35 protein-coding genes are annotated in these 24,717 nt (G+C 61.9%); 28 read left to right on the forward strand and 7 right to left on the reverse strand.

The features are described from left to right. Position 1 precedes the first annotated feature (1 nt). From FHX60_RS13605 to FHX60_RS13735, 27 genes are all read left to right on the forward strand, one after another. Positions 2 to 1,069 (forward strand): DUF2213 domain-containing protein, encoded by a 1,068-nt coding sequence (locus FHX60_RS13605; RefSeq protein WP_183283646.1) that lies wholly within the window; start codon positions 2 to 4, stop codon positions 1,067 to 1,069. A gap of 2 nt (positions 1,070 to 1,071) precedes the next feature. Further along, a complete protein-coding gene (locus tag FHX60_RS13610; protein WP_260163902.1) occupies positions 1,072 to 1,509 on the forward strand; it encodes a structural cement protein Gp24 in 438 nt (145 codons plus the stop codon). 73 nt (positions 1,510 to 1,582) lie between these two features. Continuing rightward, positions 1,583 to 2,542: a DUF2184 domain-containing protein gene (locus tag FHX60_RS13615; protein WP_183283647.1), complete on the forward strand. Its 960-nt coding sequence runs from the start codon at positions 1,583 to 1,585 to the stop codon at positions 2,540 to 2,542. A gap of 2 nt (positions 2,543 to 2,544) precedes the next feature. After that, a complete protein-coding gene (locus FHX60_RS13620) occupies positions 2,545 to 2,820 on the forward strand; it encodes a HeH/LEM domain-containing protein (protein WP_183283648.1) in 276 nt (91 codons plus the stop codon). A gap of 2 nt (positions 2,821 to 2,822) precedes the next feature. Then, positions 2,823 to 3,224, forward strand: a complete 402-nt coding sequence (locus tag FHX60_RS13625; protein WP_183283649.1) for a DUF4054 domain-containing protein — start codon at positions 2,823 to 2,825, stop codon at positions 3,222 to 3,224. Next, positions 3,199 to 3,657, forward strand: a complete 459-nt coding sequence (locus FHX60_RS13630; RefSeq protein WP_221210002.1) for a hypothetical protein — start codon at positions 3,199 to 3,201, stop codon at positions 3,655 to 3,657. Before FHX60_RS13625 ends, FHX60_RS13630 begins: the two co-directional genes overlap by 26 nt. Next, positions 3,654 to 4,016, forward strand: a complete 363-nt coding sequence (locus tag FHX60_RS13635; protein ID WP_183283650.1) for a hypothetical protein — start codon at positions 3,654 to 3,656, stop codon at positions 4,014 to 4,016. The genes FHX60_RS13630 and FHX60_RS13635 overlap by 4 nt, the downstream gene beginning before the upstream one ends. Next, a complete protein-coding gene (locus tag FHX60_RS13640; RefSeq protein ID WP_183283651.1) occupies positions 4,013 to 4,522 on the forward strand; it encodes a phage neck terminator protein in 510 nt (169 codons plus the stop codon). The genes FHX60_RS13635 and FHX60_RS13640 overlap by 4 nt, the downstream gene beginning before the upstream one ends. A gap of 63 nt (positions 4,523 to 4,585) precedes the next feature. After that, positions 4,586 to 5,950 carry a DUF3383 family protein gene (locus FHX60_RS13645; RefSeq protein WP_183283652.1) on the forward strand — a complete coding sequence of 455 codons (1,365 nt, stop codon included), beginning with the start codon at positions 4,586 to 4,588 and terminating at the stop codon, positions 5,948 to 5,950. Between the two features lie 12 nt (positions 5,951 to 5,962). Continuing rightward, positions 5,963 to 6,391: a phage structural protein gene (locus FHX60_RS13650; RefSeq protein WP_183283653.1), complete on the forward strand. Its 429-nt coding sequence runs from the start codon at positions 5,963 to 5,965 to the stop codon at positions 6,389 to 6,391. Continuing rightward, positions 6,391 to 6,903 carry a phage tail assembly chaperone gene (locus tag FHX60_RS13655; protein WP_183283654.1) on the forward strand — a complete coding sequence of 171 codons (513 nt, stop codon included), beginning with the start codon at positions 6,391 to 6,393 and terminating at the stop codon, positions 6,901 to 6,903. Before FHX60_RS13650 ends, FHX60_RS13655 begins: the two co-directional genes overlap by 1 nt. A gap of 151 nt (positions 6,904 to 7,054) precedes the next feature. Further along, a complete protein-coding gene (locus FHX60_RS13660) occupies positions 7,055 to 8,959 on the forward strand; it encodes a tape measure protein (protein ID WP_183283655.1) in 1,905 nt (634 codons plus the stop codon). Continuing rightward, positions 8,956 to 9,543, forward strand: coding sequence for a phage baseplate protein (locus FHX60_RS13665; protein ID WP_183283656.1), 588 nt, complete (start codon positions 8,956 to 8,958; stop codon positions 9,541 to 9,543). The genes FHX60_RS13660 and FHX60_RS13665 overlap by 4 nt, the downstream gene beginning before the upstream one ends. Beyond that, a complete protein-coding gene (locus FHX60_RS13670) occupies positions 9,544 to 9,876 on the forward strand; it encodes a phage baseplate plug family protein (RefSeq protein ID WP_183283657.1) in 333 nt (110 codons plus the stop codon). Next, on the forward strand, positions 9,863 to 10,780 hold the full coding sequence (locus tag FHX60_RS13675; RefSeq protein WP_183283658.1) for a phage protein: 918 nt from the start codon (positions 9,863 to 9,865) through the stop codon (positions 10,778 to 10,780). Before FHX60_RS13670 ends, FHX60_RS13675 begins: the two co-directional genes overlap by 14 nt. A gap of 2 nt (positions 10,781 to 10,782) precedes the next feature. After that, positions 10,783 to 11,451: a Gp138 family membrane-puncturing spike protein gene (locus FHX60_RS13680; RefSeq protein WP_183283659.1), complete on the forward strand. Its 669-nt coding sequence runs from the start codon at positions 10,783 to 10,785 to the stop codon at positions 11,449 to 11,451. Continuing rightward, positions 11,448 to 11,813: a contractile injection system sheath initiator gene (locus FHX60_RS13685; protein WP_183283660.1), complete on the forward strand. Its 366-nt coding sequence runs from the start codon at positions 11,448 to 11,450 to the stop codon at positions 11,811 to 11,813. Before FHX60_RS13680 ends, FHX60_RS13685 begins: the two co-directional genes overlap by 4 nt. Positions 11,814 to 11,825: 12 nt before the next feature. Beyond that, positions 11,826 to 13,289: a hypothetical protein gene (locus tag FHX60_RS13690; RefSeq protein WP_183283661.1), complete on the forward strand. Its 1,464-nt coding sequence runs from the start codon at positions 11,826 to 11,828 to the stop codon at positions 13,287 to 13,289. After that, positions 13,280 to 13,939, forward strand: a complete 660-nt coding sequence (locus FHX60_RS13695) for a baseplate wedge 1 family protein (protein WP_183283662.1) — start codon at positions 13,280 to 13,282, stop codon at positions 13,937 to 13,939. The genes FHX60_RS13690 and FHX60_RS13695 overlap by 10 nt, the downstream gene beginning before the upstream one ends. A 2-nt stretch (positions 13,940 to 13,941) precedes the next feature. Then, entirely contained in the window at positions 13,942 to 14,667 is a 726-nt protein-coding gene (locus FHX60_RS13700; protein ID WP_183283819.1) for a hypothetical protein, read from the forward strand. After that, positions 14,667 to 15,101 carry a tail fiber assembly protein gene (locus FHX60_RS13705; RefSeq protein WP_183283663.1) on the forward strand — a complete coding sequence of 145 codons (435 nt, stop codon included), beginning with the start codon at positions 14,667 to 14,669 and terminating at the stop codon, positions 15,099 to 15,101. The genes FHX60_RS13700 and FHX60_RS13705 overlap by 1 nt, the downstream gene beginning before the upstream one ends. Next, positions 15,098 to 16,783, forward strand: coding sequence for a glycine-rich domain-containing protein (locus tag FHX60_RS13710; RefSeq protein WP_183283664.1), 1,686 nt, complete (start codon positions 15,098 to 15,100; stop codon positions 16,781 to 16,783). The genes FHX60_RS13705 and FHX60_RS13710 overlap by 4 nt, the downstream gene beginning before the upstream one ends. After that, positions 16,783 to 17,229 (forward strand): hypothetical protein, encoded by a 447-nt coding sequence (locus FHX60_RS13715; protein ID WP_183283665.1) that lies wholly within the window; start codon positions 16,783 to 16,785, stop codon positions 17,227 to 17,229. Before FHX60_RS13710 ends, FHX60_RS13715 begins: the two co-directional genes overlap by 1 nt. Before the next feature lie 81 nt (positions 17,230 to 17,310). After that, positions 17,311 to 17,694: a putative holin gene (locus tag FHX60_RS13720; RefSeq protein WP_183283666.1), complete on the forward strand. Its 384-nt coding sequence runs from the start codon at positions 17,311 to 17,313 to the stop codon at positions 17,692 to 17,694. Further along, positions 17,687 to 18,040, forward strand: coding sequence for a phage holin family protein (locus tag FHX60_RS13725; protein WP_183283667.1), 354 nt, complete (start codon positions 17,687 to 17,689; stop codon positions 18,038 to 18,040). Before FHX60_RS13720 ends, FHX60_RS13725 begins: the two co-directional genes overlap by 8 nt. Positions 18,041 to 18,101: 61 nt before the next feature. Further along, a complete protein-coding gene (locus tag FHX60_RS13730; RefSeq protein WP_183283668.1) occupies positions 18,102 to 18,608 on the forward strand; it encodes a lysozyme in 507 nt (168 codons plus the stop codon). Further along, complete coding sequence (locus FHX60_RS13735) at positions 18,605 to 18,997, forward strand: hypothetical protein (protein WP_260163908.1); 393 nt, start codon at positions 18,605 to 18,607, stop codon at positions 18,995 to 18,997. The genes FHX60_RS13730 and FHX60_RS13735 overlap by 4 nt, the downstream gene beginning before the upstream one ends. A gap of 171 nt (positions 18,998 to 19,168) precedes the next feature. On the opposite strand, the gene FHX60_RS13740 is transcribed toward FHX60_RS13735, so the two are convergent. Beyond that, positions 19,169 to 19,423, reverse strand: coding sequence for a hypothetical protein (locus FHX60_RS13740; protein WP_183283669.1), 255 nt, complete (start codon positions 19,421 to 19,423; stop codon positions 19,169 to 19,171). 243 nt (positions 19,424 to 19,666) lie between these two features. On the opposite strand from FHX60_RS13740, the gene FHX60_RS13745 reads away from it, so the two are divergent. After that, positions 19,667 to 20,293 carry a response regulator transcription factor gene (locus FHX60_RS13745; RefSeq protein WP_183283670.1) on the forward strand — a complete coding sequence of 209 codons (627 nt, stop codon included), beginning with the start codon at positions 19,667 to 19,669 and terminating at the stop codon, positions 20,291 to 20,293. A gap of 105 nt (positions 20,294 to 20,398) precedes the next feature. Here FHX60_RS13745 and FHX60_RS13750 read toward each other — a convergent pair whose 3' ends face one another. From FHX60_RS13750 to FHX60_RS13775, 6 genes are all read right to left on the reverse strand, one after another. After that, positions 20,399 to 20,902: a hypothetical protein gene (locus FHX60_RS13750; RefSeq protein ID WP_183283671.1), complete on the reverse strand. Its 504-nt coding sequence runs from the start codon at positions 20,900 to 20,902 to the stop codon at positions 20,399 to 20,401. A 55-nt stretch (positions 20,903 to 20,957) separates the two neighbouring features. Then, positions 20,958 to 21,542: an ATP-dependent DNA ligase gene (locus FHX60_RS13755; protein WP_183283672.1), complete on the reverse strand. Its 585-nt coding sequence runs from the start codon at positions 21,540 to 21,542 to the stop codon at positions 20,958 to 20,960. 52 nt (positions 21,543 to 21,594) lie between these two features. After that, a complete protein-coding gene (locus tag FHX60_RS13760) occupies positions 21,595 to 21,819 on the reverse strand; it encodes a DUF2188 domain-containing protein (protein ID WP_183283673.1) in 225 nt (74 codons plus the stop codon). Between the two features lie 90 nt (positions 21,820 to 21,909). Beyond that, entirely contained in the window at positions 21,910 to 22,584 is a 675-nt protein-coding gene (locus tag FHX60_RS13765; RefSeq protein ID WP_183283674.1) for an SOS response-associated peptidase, read from the reverse strand. 7 nt (positions 22,585 to 22,591) lie between these two features. After that, entirely contained in the window at positions 22,592 to 23,014 is a 423-nt protein-coding gene (locus tag FHX60_RS13770) for a hypothetical protein (protein WP_183283675.1), read from the reverse strand. A 39-nt stretch (positions 23,015 to 23,053) separates the two neighbouring features. Then, positions 23,054 to 24,706, reverse strand: coding sequence for a recombinase family protein (locus FHX60_RS13775; RefSeq protein ID WP_183283676.1), 1,653 nt, complete (start codon positions 24,704 to 24,706; stop codon positions 23,054 to 23,056). Positions 24,707 to 24,717 lie beyond the last annotated feature (11 nt).

Raw genomic sequence — 24,717 nt, forward strand, 5'->3', positions numbered from 1 at the left:
CATGGAAATGCGATTTGACACCACGCCGCTGAGGGCCACCAGCACCGCGGAAGGATACTTGCGCGATAGCCCGATCCTGACTCGCGTCGGCATCTTCCCGTACAAGCGGCAGGACGGCACCACTCGCTACGAGCTGCGGCCGCCGGAAGAGGTGTTCCATGCGGACACGCTGGCGAGCCTGAAAGGCATTCCGATCACGGATGGGCACCCAGGTCTGGTGAATTCCCGTAACGCCAAGCAGCACTCGGTTGGCACAGTGTTGTCGGAAGGCCGACAAGACGGTGAGAACACCGTGGGCGACATCGTGATCCATGACACGTCGCCAATCGTCGCCGGCAAGAAGGAGCTGTCTTGCGGCTACACGCTCACCCTCGACGAGACGCCGGGCGAGTGGAACGGTCAGCGCTACGACGCTGTGCAGCGGAACATCAGATACAACCACACTGCCTTGGTGCGAGCAGGGCGGGCCGGTAATGCCCGCCTGAACCTGGATGCGGCTGACGCCGATTTGAGCAACGATGAGGAAAGCAATATGACCACTGTCAAAGTCCGGCTTGACTCGGGACTGTCCTATGACGCCGCGCCCGAGGTAGCCCAAGAACTGGAGGCCCTGCGCGGAAAGATCGGCGATGCCACGAAGCGTGCGGATGAGCAGCAGGCCCGCGCGGACTCGGAAAAAGCCCGCGCAGATGAAGCGGTCGCCAAGATCGACCAAGCGCGCAAGGACGGCCAGGCAGTCGCGCACGCACGCCTCAAGCTGGAAGGGGAGGCGAAGGCGCTGGGCGTGGAAGTCAAGCAGGACATGGCTGACAAGGACATCCGCGTCGCAGTGATCAAGGCCGTGCGCGGCGACGGCTTCGATGTGGCCGGTAAGTCTGATGCTTACCTCGAGGTGGCGTACGACCTCGCTGTCGGCGAGAAGGCAAGTCGCACTGACGCACTCAGCAGCCAGCGCCGCGAGATGTTCCAGAAGGTGAAGCAGGACGGCAATGAGGGCGATGGCGGTGGCAGCGTGTCAGCAGCAGCGGCCCGCGCCAAGATGATCAGTGGCATGAACGGAGGCCAGTAACCATGATGTACTCGGACCAGATGGACCCGGCCTTTCCGGGCATGAAGGTCGACTCGCGCGATGACCTCGTCGAGTCGTTCCCGGTTGGCGCGGACCTGGGCTTCGGCCTGGTATGCGGTAAGGGCGCGGACGGCCTCCTGGTGCCCGGCGCGGGGACGAAGGTCGCCGGGATCTCGCTGCAGACCCATACGATCCCGTTCAACGTCAACAAGTATGTCAAGACGGACTGCGCTTCGATCCTGCGGCGCGGAGGTGTCTGGGCGGTGGTCACGCCGGGCGCTTCCGCAACAAACGAGGGGCCGGTGAAGTTCGCCAACGATGGCACGGTGTCGGACAACGGCGGTAACGCGCTGCCCAACGCAGTGTTCCGAAGCGACAAGGTGACGCTCGTGAACGGTGCCGAGATCGCCTGGGTGGAACTGCACAATCCGTTCGCCTGACCAACGCGCACCAGCGCTACCCACATCGCCGGCCCGCCACAGTGCGGGCCGCTTTCATTTCCGTGAGGGAAACATGAATCGACACACTCACTACGACGAAGCCGATCTGGTCGCCGTGCAGGTCTTTGCCCCGCAGATGGGCGGCCTGCGCGAGGACGAATCGATCTTCGCCGCGCGCGAACTGGACTACGTCAAAGCGCGCACCTATGACCGCAAGCTGCCGCCGATGAAAGGCCTGCAGCTGGTGCCCCAGACCTCGGAAGTGCCGGAATGGGCCGAGACCTTCACGTATCGCTACTACGACCAGGTGGGCATGGCCAAGATCGTGGCCAACTATGCCGACGATCTGCCGCGCGCGGATGTGAAGGGCCAGGAGAAGACCGTTCGCATCAAGGACATCGGCGACAGCTACGGCTACAACATCTCCGAGCTGCGCGCCAGCATGGCGCTGCAAGCCAACCTGCCAACTCGCAAGGCGAGTGCCGCGCGCCGCGCTGTCGACGTGAAGCTGAACCAGGTGGCGATGGTTGGCGACCCCAAATATGGGCTGTTCGGCCTCACCACCCATCCGAACATCGGCGTGACGGTGCTGCCGCACGGGGACTGGGCCAATCCTGCGCGCACGGCGGACGAGATGCTGGAGGACGCTGACGCCCTCTGGAATTCGGTCCGACTGCAGTCGAAGGGCGTTCACACCCCTACCATGTGGGCGCTGCCCAGTATCGAGTACTCCCTGCTCTTTTCGCGGCGCCTGCCGGATTCCGTCGGCAAGACCGTCGGCGAGTTCTTCAAGGGCAAGCACCCGGGCCTGACGATCGAGGAAGTCCCCGAGTTTCAGGACGCGGGCGAGGGTGGAACGCCGCTCACGCTGATGTACGAGTTCAGCTCGGACAACATCAGCATGGAGAACCCCATGCCGTTTAACCAGCTGCCGGCGCAAGCCCGGAACCTCGAGCTGGTGGTGCCGTGTCTGGCCCGCACCGCGGGCGTGACCGTGTACTACCCGCTGGCACTCACCAAAGCGGAGATCTGACCATGAAAGTCAAGAACACGGCAGCGTTCGTTGTGACCATCGGTGGTACGCAGGTGATTGCCCCGCTGGCGGTGGACGAGGTGGACGAAGAAAACCGCGGCATCCAGACTCTGATCAAGCGCGGCGTCCTGGTCGAAGTTGACGGCGAAGGCGGCGGCGCGCAGGAGCCGCAAACCGTGGCCGAGCTGAAGCAAGCGCTCGACGCGCTGGGGATCGAGTATCCCGACGGCGCCAAGAAGGCTGACCTGCAAGAGCTGTATCAAGCTCACCGGCAGTAGCCATGGCGGCCACCGTCGAACTGCTGGACTTCCTGGCGCCGGCGGTCGCCGACGTGCCGGAGGCCGACAAGGGATTCGCGCTTGCGCAGGCTGAGTCCTACCGACCTTCCTGCCTGTCGGCGCCGCGCCAGGATGAGGCGCAGGCTTGGTATGCCGCATGGCTGCTGTACAACCGGCTGCAGCAGCAGGCTGCTGGAGCGTCTGTGGGCGTTATTCCAGTCGGCATTTCCAGTGAGAAGGAAGGCGACCTTGCTCGAACCTACCGTGCTGGCGCGGAAGGCGGTAGCGATGTGGGTGATCCCATGGGCTTTCTTGCGCAGTACCAGCGCCTGGCGGATCTGTGCGGGTATGGCGCCATCACGGTAGCGAGGCGGCCCAATGGGTGTGAGTGTCAAAGTCATTGACCGGGGGCTGGTCAAGTTCGTCAAGGACCAGTCCAAGCTGGCCGGGAATGGCGTCAAAGTTGGCATCCAGGCTGATGCCGGCAAGGAACCGGGCACAGGCGTGGATATCCTCGATGTCGCGATCTTCAACGAGTTCGGGACCGAGGACATCCCGGCCCGGCCCTTCGTGCGGGACTTCTTCGACAAGAACCGCACGGTGCTCGCCATGGCGATGGACCGTCAGGCCAATGCTGTCGCAAACGGGGCCGATGCGAGCGTTGCCATGGATGCACTTGGGCTGTGGGTCGAGAAACACCAGAAGGCCCACGTACAGCAGTCGCCGGGCTGGGCTACGCCGAATGCACCTTCAACGGTAAGGAAGAAGGGCAGCAGCACGCCGCTGATCGACCACGGCGTCATGCTGGGCGCCATTCGTTACGAGAAGCTGAGATGAGCGGTTTCCGGAAGCCAACCCAGATCCGCCGCCGCGCGGCGGGGCAATGGGTGGAAGGCCGGTGGGTGGATGGCGCAGAGGAGGGCATCGTGACCATCCAGGCGTCAGTGCAGCCATTGCCCCTCTCTGCCTATGACGAGTTGCAGGCACTGATGGAGGGCCGGCGCATCGAGGCCGCTGTCCGCGTCTACACCAACTCGGTGCTGAATGTAGCCGGCGCCAATGACAGGAATGGCGACAGGCTCATATGGCCGTTTACCCCCCGCCCGGGCGATTACCTGGTGGTGGCGGTCAGCCCGTGGCAGTCAGGGGTGATCCCCCACTACCGCTATCACGCTGTGCTGGAGACCGAGCCATGACGCCTGAGCAGGCCATCTTCCAGCTCATCACGGCGGTGTCTGGTGGTGTGCCGGTCATCTTCGCCGACGAGAACGGCCGCCGCCCGCCGAAGCCATACATCCAACTCCGGGTGCAGACGGCGCGCCGGTTCCCGCTTCACCGCGGTGCCGTGGATGGCGCGGGCCAACAGTTGGTGATCGCGCATCGAGATGCAGCGGTCGAGCTGCAGTGCTTCGGCCGCGGCAGCTACGACGCACTCGATCGTCTTGGTCAGCGTCTCGGCACGGATGCCGCGCTGGCCGAAGCCGAGCGGCTGGACCTCGCCGTCTTCGATGTCGGCAAGATCAGTCAGGTGCCGGTGCTGCGGGATCAGGCCACATACGAGCCGCGTGCGCTTCTGGAGCTGGGCGTTCGTTACGCCGTGACACTGTCCGACGCCGTTGGCGTGGTGGAGCAGGTCGTGTTCCATGGTGCGGTGACCGGTGGAGCTACCGGAACCGTGCCGGTCGACGTGACTACACCGTAGCGTTACCTGATTTTCCTGCGATGAGCCGCCAGTAGGCGGCTCTTGTCATTTCTGGAGCCTCATATGGCAAACATCGACCGCATCGTCAACGTTCAGATCGTCCTGAACACGACGGCGATCCGCGAGCAATCCTTCTCCGATCTGCTGGTTGTCGGCCCGCATGTCGCCTCGCTCAGCAGGCTGCTTGTCGTGACAGGCTCTGACCAGTTGCTCGACCTGGGCGTGGCTGAAACAGACCCGCTGTACAAGGCGGTACGGGATGTGTTCAAGCAGATTCCGACGCTCAGCCAGTGCTATATCGGGCGCCAGCAGGTCGACGTGGCGGACATCACGGTCACGAAGGCTTCTGCATCCGACTACATTGCCACGCTGCAGTGGCGCGACGCCGCAGGCGTCGCTCAGGTGGCCACGGCGATCTATGCAGGCAAGGGCACCGATACGGTCGCGCAGATCGCGCAGGGGCTGGCTGCCGCGATTGCCGCGACACCGGCCCCTGTCACCGCCGTGTCCGCTGCCGGCCAGGTGACGGTGACAAACGACGTGGACGGCGCCGCCATGGCCGTGAAGGTTAAGGGCAATCTGGTGCTGGCAACGCCGCAGAGCACCGAATCCGTGACGGCTGCGCTCGCGGCATGCCGGCGCGAGGATGATGGTTGGTATGGCGTGATCCTGACCAGTCGGGAGGAGGCAGACGTCCTTGACGCTGCCGAATGGGTCGAGGCCAACGCCAAGCTGCTCGGGATCGGTGTCGCAGATCCGGGGGTGCTGGATAGCGGCATTGACACCGACATCGCATCCAAGCTGCAGGAAAAGCAGTATTTCCGCACGCACGTCTGGTATCACGCGGCCGCCGCGACTGAATGGCTGGAGGCGGCGGTGTCGGCCAATCGCTTCACCTTCTACCCGGGCGGCGAGACCTGGGCGAACGTGCGCCTCGCGGGTATCAGCTACGACAACCTTGGCGAGGGTGAATCCATCGCGGCGCGGAACAAGAACGCCAACACATTTGAACCGTTCCGAAACTTCGCCATCACCCAGAACGGCAAGGTCGCGGCCGGCGAGTGGATCGACGTGATCCGCTTCCGCGACTGGCTGGCCGAGCAGATCAAGGTGAACGTCATGTCGGCCCTCGTGAACCTGAAGAACAACAAGGGCAAGGTGCCGTACACCGATGGGGGCATCGAGATCGTGACGACGGCCATGCGCCAGGCGCTGGACCTTGGCGTTTCCCGCGGCGGTATCGCGCCGGAGGAAGTCGACGATGAAATGCGCACGATCCCGTCCTACGTGATCACCGCCCCGCGCGCGGCAAACGTGCCGTTCAACGACAAGGCGAACCGCGTGCTGAATGACGTGGGCTTCACGGCCCGCCTGGCCGGCGCCATCCACGCGGCGAACATCAAGGGCAATCTTACCTACGCCCTGTAATCGGAGTCTCGAATGACGACCCACACTTACGACCCTGCGCGGGTCAATGTCACCGTCGCCGCCGCGACCCTCTCGGGCTTTGCCGAAGACAGCTTCATCAGCATCGAGGAAATCGGCGATGGGGTGACCTCCACCAGCGGTGCCGACGGCGAGGTGGCGCGCGCGATGTCCAGCGACCGCCGTTGCAAGGTCACGATCAAGCTGCAGCAGACGAGCGCAGGCAACGATGTCCTGTCCTCGCTTCTGCAGGCGGACCGCCTGAGCGGCGGCGGTGGCATCTTCCCCATCGCAGTTACCGACTTGCGCGGCCGGACGCTCTTCACGTCCTCCGAGGCGTGGGTGGTCAAGCTGCCGCCGTCCGAATTCGGCAAGGAAGTGGGCGAGCGCGAGTGGGAGATCCAGACCGGCAAGAGCATTTACTTCGTGGGAGGTAACAGCTGATGGAGCGACTGAAAGTCACGATTGGCGAGACGGCCTTCTATATCGCCCGGTTTGATCCGTTCACAGCCCTGCGCATGTTCGGTGATCTGCAGAAGGAGATCCTGCCAGCGGTGGGTCACCTTCTCCAGGCGGCCTTCGGTGACGAGGGCGGCGGGAAGCAGGGCCAACCCGTGGACAAGGAGGCGCTGGACGCCGCGGCTGACGCTGGGCTGGTCGAGGCGCTACGCGAGCTGTCCGAGAAGCTAAACGGCGCAGCGCTGGAGGCGTGGGCGAACAGGCTGCTTGATCCGGAGTGCGTGGCCGTGTCCATCAACGGTCGAGACGCGAAACTCGACAAGGCGACACGGAGCATGGCCTTCCGGGATGCCGGCGACATTCTTGAGCTGATGTTCCACATCATTCGGTTCAACTTCGCCGATTTTTTGCTGCGGTGGGTCGGCCGTTCTGGACCGGCCCAAAAGCTGCTGGCAAGGCTGTCGGACGGTTCCGAGACGACTTCGAGCAAGAGCTGATCGTCTGGCGCGTGATTCGTGCCGGCTGGGCCAGCATTGACGCGGTCAACGAAGGCCGCGTCGACCTGGTCCATATCCTCAAGGCAAACGCGGTCCTTGACGCCATGGAGGCTGCTGAGGCGGCTGCCATCAAAGAAGCGCAGAGCAAGAGATGAACGTAATCCGTGAACTGGTCACCGTCCTCAGGTATGAGGAGGACAACTCCGGCCTGAGCCGGTACCAGGCCACCTTCCGCAACGGCATGGCGAAGCTGCGCGCCGGCGCGCGCAACGTACGAGAGTTCGGGGCCGGGTTCATGGAAGGCGCGCGGGATGGGTTGCGCGAAATCACCGCCAGCCAGCAAGCGCTCAATGCGGCGCAGGTGAAGGGCGAAGGGTCGGCCGACAAGATGGCGCAGGGCTATCGCAGCATCGCGCGGCTTGTGCGCTCGATCGTGGCTGGCTTCTCGGTCCTGTCAGCCGCCAAGGTTGCCGATGATTGGGCCAGCGTCGATCAACGCGTGCGCTTTGCCACGAGCAGTGCTCAAGAGCACCAGCGGGCGATGAGCGGCATCTACGCCGCGGCGCAGGCGGTCAATCAGGACTTCGTCGTCATGGCCGACGGGTTCCAGACCGTCAACGGGCAGGCCGACAGGCTTGGCCTGTCGATGGCCAAGTCGCTGGCGCTGACCAAGGCGGTTGCTCAGGCCGCTGCGATCAGCGGCGGAACGTTGGAGGACCAGGCGGCTTCGGTAGCCGACTTCACCCAGGGCCTTGCCACTGGCACGATTCGCTGGAACTCCGTGCTACGCAAGAACGACCGGCTCGCGGGAGCGCTGGCGGACTCGTTCGGCGTGTCGGTCGACCAACTGAAGAAGATGGCCGGTACCGCGAAGTGGACCGGCAAGCAGGTGGCCGGCGCGCTGCTCAAACAAGCCGACAAGCTGGAGGCCGAGTACGCGCAGGTGCCAAAGACGTTCAGCGGCTCCATGATGCTGCTGAAGAATGCCCTTGGCAGGCAGATTGATGCATTCAACCGTGGGGTGGGTGCCGCCCGAGCATTCGCGGTTGGTGTGGGTTGGATAGCCAACAACCTGCAGGACGTCATGAAGGTGCTGACCCTGATCGGCGCGTCGGCCGCGTTGGCCACCATGCGAACGCAGCTGCTCTCCGCCACCAAGGCCAGCACGCTGCTGCAGGCCGCCATGGTCAAGCTGCGCGCGGTATCGATCCGAGCGCTTTGGCCGTTCCTGCGAATGGCCGCAATTCTGGCCTCGGTCTACCTGATCGGTCAGGACATCTGGGTATGGCTACAGGGTGGCGATTCGGTCATGGGCGAGTTGATCGGACCCGCAGAGAAGTGGCGAGATACGCTGGACAGCATCAAGGCCAAGCTTGAATGGATCAAGGTAGCGCTCGGCGGCATGGGACAGGAATTGGGGCCTTGGCTCGCCAAGTGGGGCGTGATCGCTACCCTTATCGTCGGCCTGGGCGGTCCGTTGCTATCCATCGTGAAGCTGGCCTTCAGCTTTGGTCAGGGCATCTTCTGGGTCGTGCGCGGTGTGGCGATGTTGGTATCCGGGCTCGCAGCAATCGTGGGCTGGCCAGCATTGCTGGCGGCCGCTGCCATTGCTGCTGTGATCGCGCTCGGTGTCTACATCTACACGCACTGGGGGGAGATCAAGAAATGGGGGCAGGATGCATGGGCTTCCATCACCAAGTCCATGGGCGAGTTCTATGACCAGGCTATTACATGGATCAAGGGCGTTGGCAGCGCCATTACGACATGGATATCCGACAAGCTGGCCAACCTTCCGATTACTGAGTGGATCAAGGGCGCTGGCGCATGGGTCGGCAACAAGGTATTCGGCGTTGGCGCCGCCGATGTGCAGCGCGTGCACCCAGCAGGGGGCGGCGTGACCATCCAGAACAACATCGCTGGCGTTCAAGTGACCGCGCCGAACTCCAGTCCGGCGGCTATAGCCGCGGCGACGGAGCGTGGCATCAGCTCGGCCGTGAGCCCCAGTCGTATGTCGCGAGCTGCAGCCGCGTTGCCAATGGTTGAGGCTGGCGCATGAGCTTCGTATCCCTTGTTTTCGATAGCGGGACGGCAAGGTCCAGCGTCGGGGCAATTCTGCTCGACGCGCTCCTGAATGAGGAGACGTCGCTCTCCAGCCAGGCAACTTCGTATGCCGTCGAAGACGGTGCGCCGATCTCGGATCACGTCGTGCTTGAATCGGAGCGCCTTTCGCTTTCTGGCTGGATCACGGCGGCGGATACGGTGCTATTCGGCGCTGGCGGTCGGAGCAAGCTGATTGCCGCCAAGGAGGCGTTGCGCAATATTCATAAGGAACGCTTGCCAGTGGTGGTCGTGACCGGTATGGATTCCTACGCCGACATGGTGATGGAGACGTGCAAGATCAGCCGTGACAGTAAAGGCGAGTTCTTTGAGGTGTCCTGCGATTTCCGCCGGATTCGAAAGGTCACGTTGCGGACCGCGGATATTCCGCCGGAGAAGGTTTCCGCCAGGGATGGTGGTAAGGCCAAGGGGAAGGCGGGCTCGACAAAGACCAATGCCGGGAAGGTCGACGGGAAGGAAGGCACCGAGAAGCAAAAGAGCGACCTGCGCCGGATTCTCGGCAGTGTGTTCGGGAAGAAGTAGATGCAGACAATCCGAGTGCTGGACACGAATGACAGTCTGACCGAGGTTGTGCTGGACGAGCGGACATTCTTCCTGCACTTGTCATGGAACAGTGAGGCTGAACTGTGGTCGCTCGCAATCGAGAATGCGTACAACGAGTTGATCATTGCTGGCATCGCCTTGGTCCCTGACACACCTCTCCTGGACCGCTTCCGATACCTGCCTGTGCCGGCCGGGGAGTTGCTGGTCCTGACGCCGGATGGTCGCGACAGCATCAGCCGCGAAGCCCTGCCGGCCGGCGACGTTGCCCTGGTTTATATCGAAGCCGACGAGGTAAAGAGTGGCTCGCTTTGATCGGACATACAGGCTGTTGGTGGGCAGGACGGGCGGGAAAGGCCTCGAGATTGTGCCGCCGATCCGCATCACGTTCGAGATCGACAAGGACGCCAGTGAGCAGCCGAACCCGCACAAGATTCGGATCTACAACCTGAAGCCAGAGACGCGACGTTCCATCGAGGTGCCGGACACACGTTGTGTCCTGTATGCCGGCTATGCCGAGGAAGACGGGCCGATACTGATGGCGGCCGGCGCGGTCACGTTCGGATACACGTACTTCGACGGCCCCGATGTCGTGACGGAACTAGAGGTGCGCGACGGCTATGTCGAAGTCAGAGATACCGCGGTGTCCCTCGGCTACGGCGCGGGCGCGTCTGCGAAGCGCATCGTGAGCGATGTCGCCAGGCAAATGGGGCTGCCCCTGATCATGGCCGACGACGTGCCCGAGCGCACGTGGCAGCACGGCTTCTCGTTCTATGGGCCGGCACGCCAGGCGCTACACAAGGTGGTTCAGGGCACCGGGCTGGAGTGGTCCATCCAGAACCAGACGCTGCAAGTCGTGCCGAAGCGGGGCACCACCAGGCGCCAAGCCGTGGTGCTGGCTGCCGACTCGGGTCTGATCGGATATCCGGAGCGAACCCGAGAGGGCGCACGGGAGAAGGCGCGCGTCAAGGACGAGCGGACGGGCAAGCGCGCCAATCTCGTCAGCGCGGCGCAGCAGCGCGATGGCTGGAGGGTGAAGTCGCTCCTGCTGCCGATGATCAATCCCGGTGATCCGGTCAAGTTGGAGAGCCGCTCTACTGAAGGCATCTACCGAGCCGAGTCGGTCAAGCACACCGGTGATTCGGAGGGCGGTGACTGGCAGACCGAGCTTGAGCTGGTCGACCGCGACGCACCACCGAAACAGAAGAAGGGCAAGTAACCATGGACGTGACAGAACTGCGCCAGCTCATTGCGACTGAGCTGGCGGAGGTACACACGTGCTTGCCCGGTGTCATCGTCTCCTATGACGGGCGCACGGCGGTGGTCAAGCCGGCGTTGCCGAAGCAGCTCGCCAACGGGGATGTACTTCCGGCCCCGCAGATTGTGCAGGTGCCGGTGTGCTGGCCATGCGGAGATGTGAGTGGAGCGAAAGCACTCATAACGGTACCGCTCAAGCCCGGCGACCCGGTGAAACTTTCGTTCTGTGAGCGCGCGCTCGAAGGGTGGCTGTCCGGCTCGGACGCTGCTCCGGATGACCCAAGACAGTTCGACCTTTCCGATGCCTTCGCCATGCCACTGATGCGCCCAGGCGCTGATGCCGCGGACACGGAAAACGTAGCCGTGCAGTACGGTGGCTGCGCGCTGAAACTCACGCCAGCAGGGGATGCCATCCTGAGCGGGCCCGGTACATTCCGTGTCCAGATGCCAGCCGTCTTCGAGAAGCTCCTGACATACCAGGCGGGGCTCACCGGGAAGGGCGGCGGGGGCGGTACGCAGATCAGTGGCGACATCACGCACACCGGCGGAACAATCAGTTCCAGCAGCCCGGTGGAGGATGGTCATCGCCACACCGACAGCGTTGGCGGCAAGACCTCTGGACCTGAGCAATGAGCCTCGACCTCGCACTATCACCAACGCATGACCTCGAACTGTCGGATGCGGGTGATGCATCCCTGGTCGACGGTGCCGAACGCATCGCGCAGCAGACCAAGGTGACGCTGCTCGCGTTTCTCGGCGAGTGGTTTCTCGATGTGTCGTTCGGCATCCCATATGTGGAGTCAGTCCTCGTCAAGGGGCCTGACCGAGCCCAGCTCGAGGCGATCTTCCGGGCGAAGATCGCGAGCGTTCCAGGCGTGCGGACGGTGCGCCGCATCGAGCTGCTCATTGACCACGCTGGGCGCACGATGGTCATCGACTTCGAAGCGGATACCGACGAAGGCCTGGTTGCGCGTCGCTACTTCCTTCAATCATAAGGACTGCACTTCATGGCATACGGTCTGACACCCGACGGGTTCGTGCGCAAGCGCCTGCCCGAGATTCGCCAGGAGATTGTGGCCGACTGGGAGGCACGGTTGCGAGCGAAGGGCTACGCAGGCCCTGTCGAGACGCGCCCGGATTCCGTCATTGGGCTTCTGATTGACACATTCTCTGATCGAGAGGAAACGCTGTGGGAGCTGGCAGAGGGTGTCTACTACGCGATGTATCCGCCGACGGCGTCAGGGGTGTCCCTCGACAACTCCGTCGCGTACGCCGGGGCGAAGCGCCTTGCGGCTGAGCCGTCCCGTTGCTACGTCGTGCTCTACGGCGCGGAAGGCACGGCTGTCCAGCCCGGGGCGCAGATCCGACACCGAACAACGCAGACGCTCTGGGGGATCGTCGACGGTACCACGATCTCCCGGGAGAATGCGGCGGACTTGCGCATCGAGGTGACGGCTGTGGCGGCGAATTCCGACTACACAGTGGTGATCAACAACGTTCCCTACACGTATCGGAGCGGGGTAGCACCCAACGTGGCGAGCATCATTTATGGCATTGCCGGGTCGCTGCTACCCACCGGCCTCAACGTTGAATCCAACGCGGCTGCGGTGCGCGTCTTCACGGATGGAAGAGCAGCGTTCGCGGCGGTCGTGTCACCGAATCTGCGTATGGCGAGCATCGGCACGCCGGCTCTTGCGGAGACGTTCGATGACATTGCCGAAGTGGCCCTTCCGGGCGACCTGTCGCAGATCGTTACCCAGACGCCAGGTTGGGCATCGGTAATCAACCTGCAGCCCGGGGCCGTCGGCCGCGCGTCGGAGAATGACGCGCAGCTGCGCGCCAGGTACAAGTATGGCATTTACCGTCTTGGGGCAGCGACGCTGCCGAGCATCTCGGCGAACCTGAAGGAACTGGTGCCGGGCGTGCTGGCGCTCAAGGTCTTTGAGAACGATACGGATGAGCCGGACGAGTATGGGCGACCGCCTCACAGCTTGCACGTTGTCATCGATGGAGGGTTGGACCAGGAAGTTGCTGACGCGATCTTCAGGCTCAAAGCCGCGGGCATCGACACACATGGCGATATGGCGATGTCGGTGCTGGATGATGGCGGTACCACACATGAGATTCGCTACGATCGCCCACACAAGGTGTATGTGTGGGCGAAGGCACGGGTGATGCAGCTCCCCCCTGAAGAGAGCGAGTTTCCGATAGATGGTCACGATCGGATTCAGCGAGGTATTGCCGCGGCCGGAGATACGTTGGGTATCGGGGAGGACATCGTGCTGCAGAAGCTGTACAGCGGGGTGTACACGACCCCGGGTGTCGCGATGGTGGACCTGCGGCTGGCTTGCTCGACCGATCCTACGTATGTGCCGGCAGACGCGGATTACGTGGAAGCCAACTATCCGGTAATGCCATTTGAGCGGGCAGACTTCGACGTGTCTCGCGTGGAGGTCGTTGCATGGACCTAAGGCAAGCGCACGGCGATATCGCGTGGTCGAACTGGCTTGCGCAGTTCAAGGACGGCAGCAACCTCGAGGCGCTGGTCAAGGCACTGCTAAAGCCGGCGGACGGAATACAGGACGCGTTGCGGGAGTTGCGTGACAGGCGATCGCTGGAAACAGCATTCGGCGCCCAGTTGGATGGCATCGGCACCATCGTCGTGTTGGATCGTCCGAAAGCCTATGTACCGTCCTATCCATACTTCGGCTTCGAGGGCGATCCCGATGCGCAGGGCTTCAACCAGGCTCCGTTCTGGAATGAGGGAGCCCCGGGCGCGACGCGGGAGTTGCGAGGCATCTCCGATGTCCTCTATCGGCGCCTCCTCAAATGGAAGATCGCGATCAACAACGGACATGGCACGGCGCCGGAGATTTCTGCGTCGCTGAAAGCCATCTTCGGCGCATCGCGGGTGATCGTATCCGACGCCGGAAACGCGAAGATTCGAATCTGGATGGATGTATCGCCGGTCGGGCTGACGGGGATCGACGTTCGACCCTACGTGCCAAAGGCGGCTGGCGTCGGGCTGCTGTCCATGTCGGGCAGCAAGCCAAAGCCGTTCGGATTCCGAAGTCAGGGGTTCTGGGGCTTCGGGGAAGGCGTCTTCGCAAGGGAGTTCTGAGTATGTCGAGCATCGACTTCTTCAAGGATTTTGAGACGGTCTGGGCAACCAATGGCGCAGTCGTGCCTTTGGACTCGCGGGACTATCAAGAGGGGTGGGCATTCATCGGCGAGGTGCCACCGGAGCTGGAGCAGTTCAACCGCCTCCAGCAGGTTGTGGACCAGCGCACTGCGTGGCTTTACAAGCAGATGAAGGAGCTTGCCCGGGCATTCGGATACTCGATCGATGCAGAGAGCATTGACGCGCTTACAAGCGCCTTTGCCAAGATTCCCGCCCAGGTAAATGCCGATTGGAACGCCACCAGCGGTGCAGCCAAGATCCTCAACAAGCCGAATCTGGCGAAGGTCGCGACGAGCGGCAACTACGGCGACCTCAACGGGAAGCCCAATCTTGCTGCGGTGGCCACGTCCGGCAGCTATAACGACCTCTCTGAAAAACCTGCAATTCCGGCTGCTCAGGTCAACGCTGACTGGAATGCAACCAGCGGCGTGGAGGCGATTCTGAACAAGCCGGACTTGTCTGGTGGATGGACTTCCGCAACGCTGAATCCCATGGTGTTGGGCGGCCTGGGCAATTTCGTCTTTGTTGCGAACATGGTGGCGCCTGGCGCCTACGTCGCTAACCCACAGGTTCGTTGGAACGGCCCATTCCTGCCTGGAACGTGGATGGGGTGCGGAAACTACTCCAGCGGCGGCGACAAGTTGTCATTGTTGGTCAGGGTGGTCTGATGAAATACGACGACGTGAAGGAACCGATTTACGGATCGGAAGACGGGACTGTCATCTTTTGTCGCGTTAAGTTTGATGGAATGTCGGACTACGTTCCGTTCGGCGCTGCCGCCCACGATTGCACAGAGCATGGCCGTCGTATCCATGCTGAATTGATGGACGGAAAGTACGGGCCGATCGCCTCTTACGCGGAGCATCTGGCGTCTCGGCAGGATGAGTACGACGGGCTGGCAAGGGCGCAGCGAGATACCTTTCTGCGCGAATCCGACTGGGTGATGCTGAGATCGATTGAGACGGGGCGCCCAGTTCCGGCCGAATGGCTTGCCTACCGGCAAGCCCTTCGTGATGCACCGACGCAGCCTGGTTGGCCGATGAGTGTTGTCTGGCCGGTGTCCCCCGGGGTGCAAACTACGATGCCAGGAGCTGACCTATGAAATCGAGTCAGTCGCCCAAGCTCATGCCGCTGCCATTCGCGTCGGCAGGTTCAAAGAACGATATTCCGAAGTCGGCGCAGCCTGACAAGCCGGGCGCAGCGTCCCTACAGTCGGGGTTCCCGGATATCACGATGACCAGCGCATTGCTGGGTGGTGTACCGCCGGATGGGAAGGACATGAACGGTGTCCTATACCTGCTGTCGCTGACCGCTCGCTGGAGTCAACTCGGTGGCGGCTTTACCTACAACAGGTCATTTGCCACTGACTCCGGGGTGAACGGGTATCCCAAAGGCGCGATGCTGCTCGCGGCGGATGGCACGCGATACTGGTTCAACCAGGCTGATGACAATGTGACCGACCCGGAGGCTCCGGACGGATCGGCACGGAATTGGGTGCTGCTCAATGCAGACTGGAATGCCGACACTGGGCCCGGGCAAATCCTCAACAAACCGGCGCTTGCCGCTGTCGCTACATCGGGTAGCTACGATGATCTGACCGACAAGCCGGCCATCCCCGCAGCCCAGGTAAATGCCGACTGGAATGCCACGAGCGGGGCGGCCAAGATCCTGAACAAGCCGAATCTGGCGAAGGTCGCGACCAGCGGGAGCTACAGCGACTTGAAGGACAAGCCAACACAAGCCAACGCTGACTGGAATGCGACTAGCGGGGCGGCCGAGATCCTGAACAAGCCTACCTTGGCGCCAGTAGCGACCGCAGGCAAGCATTCGGCGTTGTCGGATATCAAGGGCGATGGCGACCTGCATATTTCCGTAGAGCAACAGCGTAAGCTCACCGTGGCTGTGCTGCTTTCCGAGACGGTTTACTCGGTGGTTAAGCAGGCGGTGACTTTCGTGGTGAATGACGCAAGCATCAACTGCGCGCTTGTTCCACCGTTGGTCGGATCCCCGGTGGTGTTCGAAAGCAGCGGCGCATTGCCAAATGAGCTACAGGCCGGAGTGACGTATTTCGTGGTTAGCGTCAAGCCCTTGGACGCTTTGGATAGCGGCGTTGGCGCCTGGTTCAGGGTGGCCACGCATCCAGGTGGTGAAGCGATCGTTATGCACACCACAGGAAGTGGCACCCACATGATCGCAAATCCCAGGTGGCTCAAGGCAACACATAACCCCGTGTGTGTCGAGGCCGAGATACAAGGCGGAGGCGGTGGAGGCGGGGGGGCGGCGGGAGCGTCCGGGACCGCAACAGGAGGCGGTGGGGGTGGCTATGCGAAGCTTCGCCTCGCCGCTTCGTCATTGCCTGAGAGCATCGACATTGTTGTTGGAACTGGCGGAATGCCTGGCGCTACGGAAGGAAATTTTGGAACTAACGGTGGAACGACATCGTTCGGTAGCGTCGCCTCGGCGACTGGCGGTTTTGCAGGGGTCGCTAGCACGATCAACATCATGCTGCTTGGGTCGCCAGGGGGTAATGGTGTTGGAGGCGATCTCAATATCCGTGGCGAAGGGTCCGAACCAGTTCAAACGACGACGTACTCCAACTACAGCCGTGGGGGAAATTCAATGTTCGGCTTTGGTGGGATGGGCGCCATTCGCATTGGCGGCTCAACTCCTACTCCACATGGGAGTGGCAGGGGGGCTGGCGGCGCCGGAGGGAATGGCGCAGACACTGGATTTCGGTCTGGGCGCGGATCGGATGGCCTTGTGATTCTCAGGGAGTATGCGTAATGGTGACCAAGGCAAGGGTTGAGCAGGGTCAGGTTGTGGAACTGCTGACGGCTGAGCCGTTTCCCGAATTTCATCCGTCGCTGGTGTGGGTCAATTGTTCAGGCGACGTGGCTGTCGGCTGGACGTATGAGCACGGAGAATTCGCACCGCCGAAGCCGCCGACCGCAGAGAGCATCGCCGATGCCTACATTGGGGCGCTGCAACGGGAGATGGACTCCACCGCGCGCAGCCGCGGCTACGACGACATCAAGTCCGCGATCACCTATTTGCAGAGCAGCATCCCGAAGTTCGCCGCGGAGGCGGCGGCGTTGTGCGTATGGCGGGATGCGGTCTGGCGATACGGACTCGAGCAGATCGCTTCGGTGCAGGTAGCTTCCAAGCCGCTACCTTCGATCGAGGACTTTGTGTCTGCGATGCCGCCCATCGAGTGGCCGGAGGGGGTATGAGAGTGGCCCTTGTAGGCCGGGGAGCGGTGCATCACCGTGGGTGTTCCCCGTGCCGGTGTTCAATTGCGTTTCGGAGGGTACATGGCTGAGCCAGTCTCGTCGGCAGGCGCCGCGGTGGTTACCGGGATGGTAAGCGGTCTCGCGCTGGGCACTGTTGTGTCCAAGCCAAATGTCGCGATGCTAAGCGGCGTGTTCTGTGGGGCGGTGGTATTCCTGTTGCGCAGCAAGGAGCCCCACTGGATCAAGAAGGCACTCTATTTTTGCATCTCGCTCGTCGGTGGATACGCAATTGCGCCCGACGTGCAGTTGGCATTCGGATGGTTGCCCGCTTGGCTGGCGGCATTCTTTTCGGCCGCCGCGGTGGTGGCGGTAGCCGTGATTGTGCTGGACTGGTCCGAGAGGGCCATTCCGCAAGTTCTCAACCGCCTGGTAGATCGATTGATGGGAGGGGACCCCGGTGAATGAGCTGATGTTGTACCTGAATGCAAAAGGGGCAGCAGACTTTGGGCTGCTGGTGGCCAACGGCGTCATCTCGACGGCGATCTTCTCGATTCTGCTGTTTGTACGGCGCAAGGCCGAAGCCCCGATGGCGGCGCACGCACGCTTGGCTAGGTATGCCTTTGTTGCAGTCTATGGCGTACTGGCCGCGCGCACCTGGTGCGGCGTCTATTACACGCCGGTTGAGCCTACGGAGGTGGCGGTAAATCTGATTGTGCTTTGGCTGGTCTGGGTAACTCGCGGCGACCTGTCCGTGATTCTTGACGCCGTTCGAATCGTGCTGGATCGCAGAGACCACGGCTCCAGATCCTGAACTTCACTTGACGTTGAAATGGCCACCTTCAGGTGGCCTTTCTTTTTTTTGGGGGCTGGGCATGAAGATTTCCGCCAACGGACTCGCTGTCATCAAGTACTTCGAGAGCTGCCGGTTGTCTGCGTATTTCGACAGCGGAGGCGTTCCAACCATCGGCTGGGGCCACACGGGGCCGGACGTTCGACTCGGTATGACGATCACGCAGGCGCGTGCTGACGAACTGCTTTGTGCGGATATCGCCGACCATGAGCGGATAGTCTCCGACGCTGTGACTGTGCCATTGACGCAAGGACAGTTCGACGCGCTGGTTTCATTTTGCTTCAACGTGGGTCCGGGCAAGAAGGACAAGAAAGATGGCCTGGTGACGCTGGCGAGCGGCAAGCCTTCGACCCTGCTGCGACGCGTCAACGCCGGCGACTTTAATGCTGCAAGAGGCCAGTTTTCCCTTTGGAACAAGGCAGGCGGAGTGCCCCAACGAGGCCTGATCCGCCGCCGCGCGGCGGAGTGTGCGCTGTTCATTGGGATGAAGGGAGCCGACGCCATTGCGGTGGGGAGATCCGCAGCATGACCTGGAACCCGAAACTCTTGCCGTGGCGCACCATCGGCATGGGGAGCCTCGCGGGTGTACTCGCGGCCGGCCTGTTTGCTGCCGGATGGATGACCAACGGCTGGCGCAAGGACGCCGAGATCGCGAGGCAAAGCGCCGCGCGCGCGCAGGCGGACCTGGTGAGTGCCAACAAGGCTCTGGGCGATCTTCGGGAGGCCGGTGCCCGGATCCGCCATAGTGCGGACGACTACCTGACCGTCAAAACGGATTTAGGCGCCAAACTCGACGCCATCCGGAAGGATCTGAAGAATGCGAAGCCTTTGCCTGTTGATTGTCGCCCTGACGATTTCCGGATGCGCCAGCTCGCCAGTGCCGTCGACGCTGCCAAGCAAGCCGCCGCCTCTCGATAGCGCTCTGGCGGCACCGTGCAAGGTGCCGGACGCGCCGGAGGTGGCTGACTATGACGTCTGGCAGGAGTGGATGATGAACGATCTGCTGAGGTCGTTGGGAGACTGCGCGGCCAAGCACGCCAGAACGGTGAAGGCTTGGCCGACGTGATATCCCGCTCGCTCGGCTGCGGCTTATTGGAAGAGGGTCAATTCGACGTTATCGGGCTTCAGCTTAAGCATGAGCATGTCGTAATACCATGCCAATGCACCAAAGCCCACAGCCAGCGCCAGCAGCGAGATCTTGCTGCCGAGGCCAAGGCGATCGCCGCTGAAGAGGGCTATTCCGAAGCCAAGCAGGAAAACGCCGGACAGCAGTTTGCAGGCGAGCAGGAAGAGCCCGCGGAAAGTGCGAAGCAGGTGGAACAGAATTGTCTTGATAGCACGCATTGTACGAAATGGACGTTTGTGGTTTGAATCCTGGCAACGACCTAACGTCCACGAGCCCATGTACCTGAATAGCCCCTTTGTGGGGTAGCAATCTGGCAGTTTCTTGATCTGACCCTTGGGGCCGGGATTGTGCACGATGGATGCCCGCCGCAGCCTAATCTCTGTTGAAGTTTGAGGCAGGTCAGTGCAATTGGAGATCCAGGCTGCAGAATCGATCCTCGGTCAACCAATGCACACCGTGCCATGCCCACCGTCCTTATTGTCGACGACCATCCTGTCGTTCGCTACGCGCTGCGCGACTACTTTTCACGGCTTGCGTGGGTGAGCGAGACATTTGAGGCTCGGGACGGGGTAGAAGCGCTACGCATTGCACGCTCAGCGAAACCCGATCTGATTCTATTGGACGTGGTGCTGCCTGGGATTGACGGGATCTCTCTCTTGACTCGCTTGCGTCAAGCAGCGCCAAATTCGCGTGCGGTTATGATGACTGGACACTCTGAGGCGCTTTATGTAGGGCGCGCACGAGATGCCGGCGCATATGGCTTCATCAACAAGGCGTTGGATCTGCCCGCAATTGCGAATTGCGTGGAACGTGTCGCAGCTGGCTTCGCTGTGTTTCCAATTACCTCTGGCGGCAGGCATTGGAAGGCGATGGATGAAACGGCGCTTCAACAGCTCACAAATAAGGAACTCGTAGTGTTGCGGATGCTCGTGAGTGGAAGCCGCCCAAAGGACATAGCACAAGCGCTCAGTATCCACACCAAGACCGTCAGTTCCTACAAAACCAGAATGCTATCAAAGCTGCACGCAACCTCGCTGGTCGACCTGATCGAGTTTGCCCGCCGCTGCGGGATTACGCAGCCTTCATAGGCTTTCTAGCTACTTCGCCGGCCGTATGCCGGCCGACATGATTGGTCGGCCCGAGGCGAAGCGGGAGAGTTCGCTGAATATGCATGAAAAGCATTGCCAGCAGCCTTATGGTTCCTTGCTTAGATCAGATGGTAAACCCTTCATGCTACCTTTAGACAATCGATTTTCCCACATCTCAATCAGGCTCTGGCCGAATTGGATTAGTTCGATTCGGGTATTGTCTGGGACGCCGTGCTTATCCGTTAGCACTATATCGATTTGAGGCATGATGTACCCGTCTTCAATGTAGTCATCCTCAAAATATTCTTCCTTTTCTAGGGATCGAACAGAGTCATTTTTTCGATTGTTGAGCGCGAAGTGCTTCGATGCATTTGCTATATGTTCGCATATGCCGTGCAAGTATTTCTCGTCTTGCGTAAGTTGTGGCTTCCCTGCCCAATCGAAAATGTGGCTGGAAGTCACCACGAAGTTGAAGAAAAGATATGCGTCGTCGGGGTTGGTCTTTAGTAGTTCAAAATCATTTTTCGCCTTTTTTAATAAATCAGAGGCGGTTCGCATGTCAAACACACCCCTTGACGTGAAGCCGTGAAGTTTTTTCTTTTCTTTCATTCTGTACGTGTGGCGGTGTGATAGAGCGCCGTTGGGAATATGTGAGGCATCCAGTCTACCGCCTGAATCGTTTAGGTGGTACAGCCCCAGGCCGCTTGACCTTCATCCAGTCGCGCGATCTCTCACCCGATCGGTAGATCGATCCCGCGCGCTTCCCCACCACACCCTCCAGACCCAGCGTGAGCGCATGGCCGTACAGCCACGCGCCATCGTCGACGTTTGCCACGTAAAGCATGCCCGGCGGCGGGCTAGCCAGGAGCTTCAGCAGGGCGGCCTTGCGCCTCTCGATCGGCAGTGCGCGCAGATCCTTTCCCTTTCCAACCAGCAGGTCAAAGACGCAGTAAGCGACGGCGTCCGCGCCGCGATACCAGCCCTTGCGCCTCGCGCGCGCATGCAGCCGCTCGAAATCGCTCTTGCCGATGTCGTCCAACACGCAGACCTCGCCGTCCAGAATGTTGCCAGGGGGAAGGGTGCCCAGCGCCTCGACAAGCTCGGGGAACCACGAGGTGGCGTTCGCTCCATTGCGAGACTTCAACTGCGGCGCGTCGCCTGTGGTGGCCAGCAGCCGGTAGCCGTCGTACTTGATCTCGAAATGCCAGCCAGGCCCGCGCGGGATGGTCTTGCGCTCGCACAAGAGCATGGGCCGCAGTTCAGTCAGCGTCGGCGCTGGCGGCGGCCGGCTGGCCACGGCATCAACCCTTGATGCTGCGTGGGTCGTTGCCGAATGAGTTTCGCTCGCGGATCTGCCCGTCGCGGCCGTGGACCAGCAGTTCGACCTTTTCCTGCTTCGCCTTCTCGGTTCCGGCTGCTATTGCCTCCTCCTGTGATGTGAAGATCTGGAAGCTGCCCGGACTTCCCTCAAGTTCGAGAGCCCAACCGCTTTCCCGGGGCACGACGTGGATATTCTTGCCTGGCATGGCTGTCTCCTGACTGTTGATGCCGCCAGTCTCGGCTCGGCCCTCAGCCGGCGCTATCAGGCGCAGTCCGACAGAAGATTGTTGAAGTGGCTAAAGCGGCAGTTCGGGCTCAGTTGGTGGAGAGCTTTCCTTTGCCCGCCGCACGTGTGGCGCCGCCTCGGTGGCCATGGATTCGGCCGGGAAGAGGGTCATGAAGGTTCGCGCAACCTCGGGATTGCGGCACGCCAGCCATTCGTCCCACTGTTCCCGCGGCACGATCACTACGGAGCGCTTCTCCTTGCCCGGCGCGTGCATCCGATTCATGACTGGATGCGCGTCGGCGTTAACCGTCAGCATGGTGAAAGAATAGACGCCGTCTGGCCAGTCGCGCCATAGGCCGGCAATGCCGAAGGCCGGCTCGCCTGGCAGCCAGATGCGGTACCGTGTCGATTTGGGTCCAGCCTCGTAGTTCGGCTCAAACACGGCCGTGGCCGGTATCAGGCAAAGCTGCCCCTTCTTCCATGGGCCGCTGAATGTCCGCTTCTCGCCCACCGTTTCTGACCTTGCGTTCATGGTGTCATAGGGACGGACGCCTTGCGGGATGCGCGAGCGGGGTACCAGGCCAAACGTGGCCAGTACGCTGTCGCGGTGACCATCGCCATCGACTCGCACGATCGGCGCTGAGTAATCCGGCCAGGTCTCAGGCTTCCACTCGGCCGGCGGTGGCTCGACGCCGAAGATGTCTCGCAGGATCTGGCGTTGCACAGGGGCGTAATTGGTGCACATAGCGACCTTAAAACGTCGATTTGGCGTTGACTGACGCCGCCAAGTCCTGCCGCGGCACGGTGCGCAACACCTTATCGATCACGCGCCGGTGTTTGTCTTCGGCTTCTTCCCAGGTGGCCGACTCAAAAGTCCTATTGATCGAGCCTGCGCGGAGCTTTGTACAGAACATGGGCGGCTTGTCGTCGCGCATGCTGGCCCATCCGGAAAAGTAGGTCCAGACCTCCGCATTGTATTCAGGGAGCAAATCCTTGATCTGGTATGCCTTGCCCTGCCAGCTCATCCAGCGCGCGTGAGTGCCGTAATCGTAGATTCGAAGCGGCAGCCCGCAATCATCCAGAATGTAGTATCGATCGTAGCCAGGATCGATTGGGCACGGTTCGTAGCCCCCGGGCGGCGGTTCGGGATGGGGTGGAACAGTTAGGCGCGGCATGATCGATATACTGTATATACATACAGTATATCGGCCTGGTCAGCCTGGCGGCCAAGGCAGACCGCCTTCCGCAGGCAGCGAAAGGTCTTCAGCTGCCCGCCACCCGCCACTACGCCGATCAATGTGCAGCATACGTGTGCTACCGCGCTTCGCGATGAGCATTACGTCGATGGAGCGGCCGTCGCTTTCATCGGGCCGAAAGCCGCGGTGGTAGACGACAATCCGGGCAAATGTGTCCGCGACCAGTTGCCGGGCCTTCATTCTGGCGTCATAGTCCAACTCCTCCACGCCGGCCACGAGTTCTGCCCAGGCCGCGGCGGCGGCAGGCGGTGTAGCGCTGGCGGTGGCAGCAAGCTCATGCTCGAGCGCTGCCACACCCTTATTTTTCTCTTCCAGTTTCGCTTCCAGCTCACGCGCCTTGCGTGCAAACGCTGCCGGCGCGTTGCCGTCGTCGGCCAGCAGTGCCTGAGTGATCCGGTCGATCTGCGCCTCAATGTCTGCGGCGCGCTGCCGCGCGAGCGCCAACCGGGCCGAAGTCGATGTCGCGCTATTGTCGCCTTCCATGAGCCGAGTGAGGTTCATTTGGTCGGCGCAGAAGCTCATGACGGCCTGCTCGACCGGGACAACACTGCAGCTGCCGCCGACCGGGCAGCCTGTGTTGTGGGAATAGCCGACACAGATCAGCCGGCGGTGCCCTGGTGCTAGGCGGCCATCGTCCATGCGCTTCCGGTACATGAGGTTTTGGCCCACCAGCGCGGTGCCGCAGTACCCGCAATAGGTAATGCCGAGCCCGGTTACGACACCCGGAATCTCACCCTTACCCTTACGGCGGCCGCGCTGGTCGGCGAGGTGCTGCAGCTCGGAGAACTCTTCGGGGCTAATCAGGGGAGGGTAGTAGCCTTCCAGCTTGTATTCTTCCCCGTCGACCTCGAGCACGCGTGTCCCGACGAGCGCCGGATTTCGGATGGTCCGGTAGATTTGCTGCGCTGGGTTGCCGCCCGCCGTCATGGCGAGGCCCATCCCGGACAACGCGCGGACCGTCCGGATGGCGCCGTGGCCGGCTTTGAACATGCGAACTGCCGCGAGGATCGCCTCGGCCCGCTCGGGTACCAGCACGAAGGCGTTGCTCTCTTCGCGAACCCACTGTGGATCCTTGCCGTTCCGGATGATGCCGCGCCACGTGCCGGCAACCCAGCCTTGGCACTGCCGCCGGATGGCAGCTTTGACGCGCTTGCTCTTCGTTTCGGACTCTTCGTGAGCCCGGATCATCACCAGCAGGCTGTAGACCAGATCCATCGGCTGTGCTTTGAGCCGGGCCCGGTTATACTCGCGCCCGTCGCTGGCGGTGACGACGGTGATTCCGGCGTTAATGATCTGCGCGAGTTGTGCCTGGGCCTGAATCGGCTCTGCGCGGCTTAGCCGGTCCAGCCCTTCGACAACCAGGACAGAGCCAGGCGGGATCTGTCCACCTTCCACCGCGCGCAGGAATACGCCAAGTGCTCCCTGTTTAACATGTCGCTGGTGGTACGCAGACAGTCCTTCGTCGCGGAGGGACAGGGCGGAGTCCAGCTGCATTTCATGCTCGGCCGCCCAGCGGGTCGCATACTCGAGCTGCCGGTCAGCACTGCTGCCCGCGGCCTGCTTGGGATCGCTGAACCGCAGGTAGCTGTAAACTCTCGCCTTTGAAATCATGCCCCACAGTC

Origin of the sequence: Cupriavidus alkaliphilus (assembly GCF_014191175.1) — a bacterium.
Taxonomy (GTDB): Bacteria; Pseudomonadota; Gammaproteobacteria; order Burkholderiales; family Burkholderiaceae; genus Cupriavidus; species Cupriavidus alkaliphilus.

What these genes read in the sequence shown, in the direction of transcription:
- FHX60_RS13605 (WP_183283646.1), top strand. Translation starts at nt 2, where the DNA reads ATGGAAATGCGATTTGACACCACGCCGCTGAGGGCCACCAGCACCGCG.
- FHX60_RS13610 (WP_260163902.1), top strand. Translation starts at nt 1,072, where the DNA reads ATGATGTACTCGGACCAGATGGACCCGGCCTTTCCGGGCATGAAGGTC.
- FHX60_RS13615 (WP_183283647.1), top strand. Translation starts at nt 1,583, where the DNA reads ATGAATCGACACACTCACTACGACGAAGCCGATCTGGTCGCCGTGCAG.
- FHX60_RS13620 (WP_183283648.1), top strand. Translation starts at nt 2,545, where the DNA reads ATGAAAGTCAAGAACACGGCAGCGTTCGTTGTGACCATCGGTGGTACG.
- FHX60_RS13625 (WP_183283649.1), top strand. Translation starts at nt 2,823, where the DNA reads ATGGCGGCCACCGTCGAACTGCTGGACTTCCTGGCGCCGGCGGTCGCC.
- FHX60_RS13630 (WP_221210002.1), top strand. Translation starts at nt 3,199, where the DNA reads ATGGGTGTGAGTGTCAAAGTCATTGACCGGGGGCTGGTCAAGTTCGTC.
- FHX60_RS13635 (WP_183283650.1), top strand. Translation starts at nt 3,654, where the DNA reads ATGAGCGGTTTCCGGAAGCCAACCCAGATCCGCCGCCGCGCGGCGGGG.
- FHX60_RS13640 (WP_183283651.1), top strand. Translation starts at nt 4,013, where the DNA reads ATGACGCCTGAGCAGGCCATCTTCCAGCTCATCACGGCGGTGTCTGGT.
- FHX60_RS13645 (WP_183283652.1), top strand. Translation starts at nt 4,586, where the DNA reads ATGGCAAACATCGACCGCATCGTCAACGTTCAGATCGTCCTGAACACG.
- FHX60_RS13650 (WP_183283653.1), top strand. Translation starts at nt 5,963, where the DNA reads ATGACGACCCACACTTACGACCCTGCGCGGGTCAATGTCACCGTCGCC.
- FHX60_RS13655 (WP_183283654.1), top strand. Translation starts at nt 6,391, where the DNA reads ATGGAGCGACTGAAAGTCACGATTGGCGAGACGGCCTTCTATATCGCC.
- FHX60_RS13660 (WP_183283655.1), top strand. Translation starts at nt 7,055, where the DNA reads ATGAACGTAATCCGTGAACTGGTCACCGTCCTCAGGTATGAGGAGGAC.
- FHX60_RS13665 (WP_183283656.1), top strand. Translation starts at nt 8,956, where the DNA reads ATGAGCTTCGTATCCCTTGTTTTCGATAGCGGGACGGCAAGGTCCAGC.
- FHX60_RS13670 (WP_183283657.1), top strand. Translation starts at nt 9,544, where the DNA reads ATGCAGACAATCCGAGTGCTGGACACGAATGACAGTCTGACCGAGGTT.
- FHX60_RS13680 (WP_183283659.1), top strand. Translation starts at nt 10,783, where the DNA reads ATGGACGTGACAGAACTGCGCCAGCTCATTGCGACTGAGCTGGCGGAG.
- FHX60_RS13685 (WP_183283660.1), top strand. Translation starts at nt 11,448, where the DNA reads ATGAGCCTCGACCTCGCACTATCACCAACGCATGACCTCGAACTGTCG.
- FHX60_RS13690 (WP_183283661.1), top strand. Translation starts at nt 11,826, where the DNA reads ATGGCATACGGTCTGACACCCGACGGGTTCGTGCGCAAGCGCCTGCCC.
- FHX60_RS13695 (WP_183283662.1), top strand. Translation starts at nt 13,280, where the DNA reads ATGGACCTAAGGCAAGCGCACGGCGATATCGCGTGGTCGAACTGGCTT.
- FHX60_RS13700 (WP_183283819.1), top strand. Translation starts at nt 13,942, where the DNA reads ATGTCGAGCATCGACTTCTTCAAGGATTTTGAGACGGTCTGGGCAACC.
- FHX60_RS13705 (WP_183283663.1), top strand. Translation starts at nt 14,667, where the DNA reads ATGAAATACGACGACGTGAAGGAACCGATTTACGGATCGGAAGACGGG.
- FHX60_RS13710 (WP_183283664.1), top strand. Translation starts at nt 15,098, where the DNA reads ATGAAATCGAGTCAGTCGCCCAAGCTCATGCCGCTGCCATTCGCGTCG.
- FHX60_RS13715 (WP_183283665.1), top strand. Translation starts at nt 16,783, where the DNA reads ATGGTGACCAAGGCAAGGGTTGAGCAGGGTCAGGTTGTGGAACTGCTG.
- FHX60_RS13720 (WP_183283666.1), top strand. Translation starts at nt 17,311, where the DNA reads ATGGCTGAGCCAGTCTCGTCGGCAGGCGCCGCGGTGGTTACCGGGATG.
- FHX60_RS13730 (WP_183283668.1), top strand. Translation starts at nt 18,102, where the DNA reads ATGAAGATTTCCGCCAACGGACTCGCTGTCATCAAGTACTTCGAGAGC.
- FHX60_RS13735 (WP_260163908.1), top strand. Translation starts at nt 18,605, where the DNA reads ATGACCTGGAACCCGAAACTCTTGCCGTGGCGCACCATCGGCATGGGG.
- FHX60_RS13740 (WP_183283669.1), bottom strand. Translation starts at nt 19,423, where the DNA reads ATGCGTGCTATCAAGACAATTCTGTTCCACCTGCTTCGCACTTTCCGC.
- FHX60_RS13745 (WP_183283670.1), top strand. Translation starts at nt 19,667, where the DNA reads ATGCCCACCGTCCTTATTGTCGACGACCATCCTGTCGTTCGCTACGCG.
- FHX60_RS13750 (WP_183283671.1), bottom strand. Translation starts at nt 20,902, where the DNA reads ATGAAAGAAAAGAAAAAACTTCACGGCTTCACGTCAAGGGGTGTGTTT.
- FHX60_RS13755 (WP_183283672.1), bottom strand. Translation starts at nt 21,542, where the DNA reads ATGCTCTTGTGCGAGCGCAAGACCATCCCGCGCGGGCCTGGCTGGCAT.
- FHX60_RS13760 (WP_183283673.1), bottom strand. Translation starts at nt 21,819, where the DNA reads ATGCCAGGCAAGAATATCCACGTCGTGCCCCGGGAAAGCGGTTGGGCT.
- FHX60_RS13765 (WP_183283674.1), bottom strand. Translation starts at nt 22,584, where the DNA reads ATGTGCACCAATTACGCCCCTGTGCAACGCCAGATCCTGCGAGACATC.
- FHX60_RS13770 (WP_183283675.1), bottom strand. Translation starts at nt 23,014, where the DNA reads ATGCCGCGCCTAACTGTTCCACCCCATCCCGAACCGCCGCCCGGGGGC.
- FHX60_RS13775 (WP_183283676.1), bottom strand. Translation starts at nt 24,706, where the DNA reads ATGATTTCAAAGGCGAGAGTTTACAGCTACCTGCGGTTCAGCGATCCC.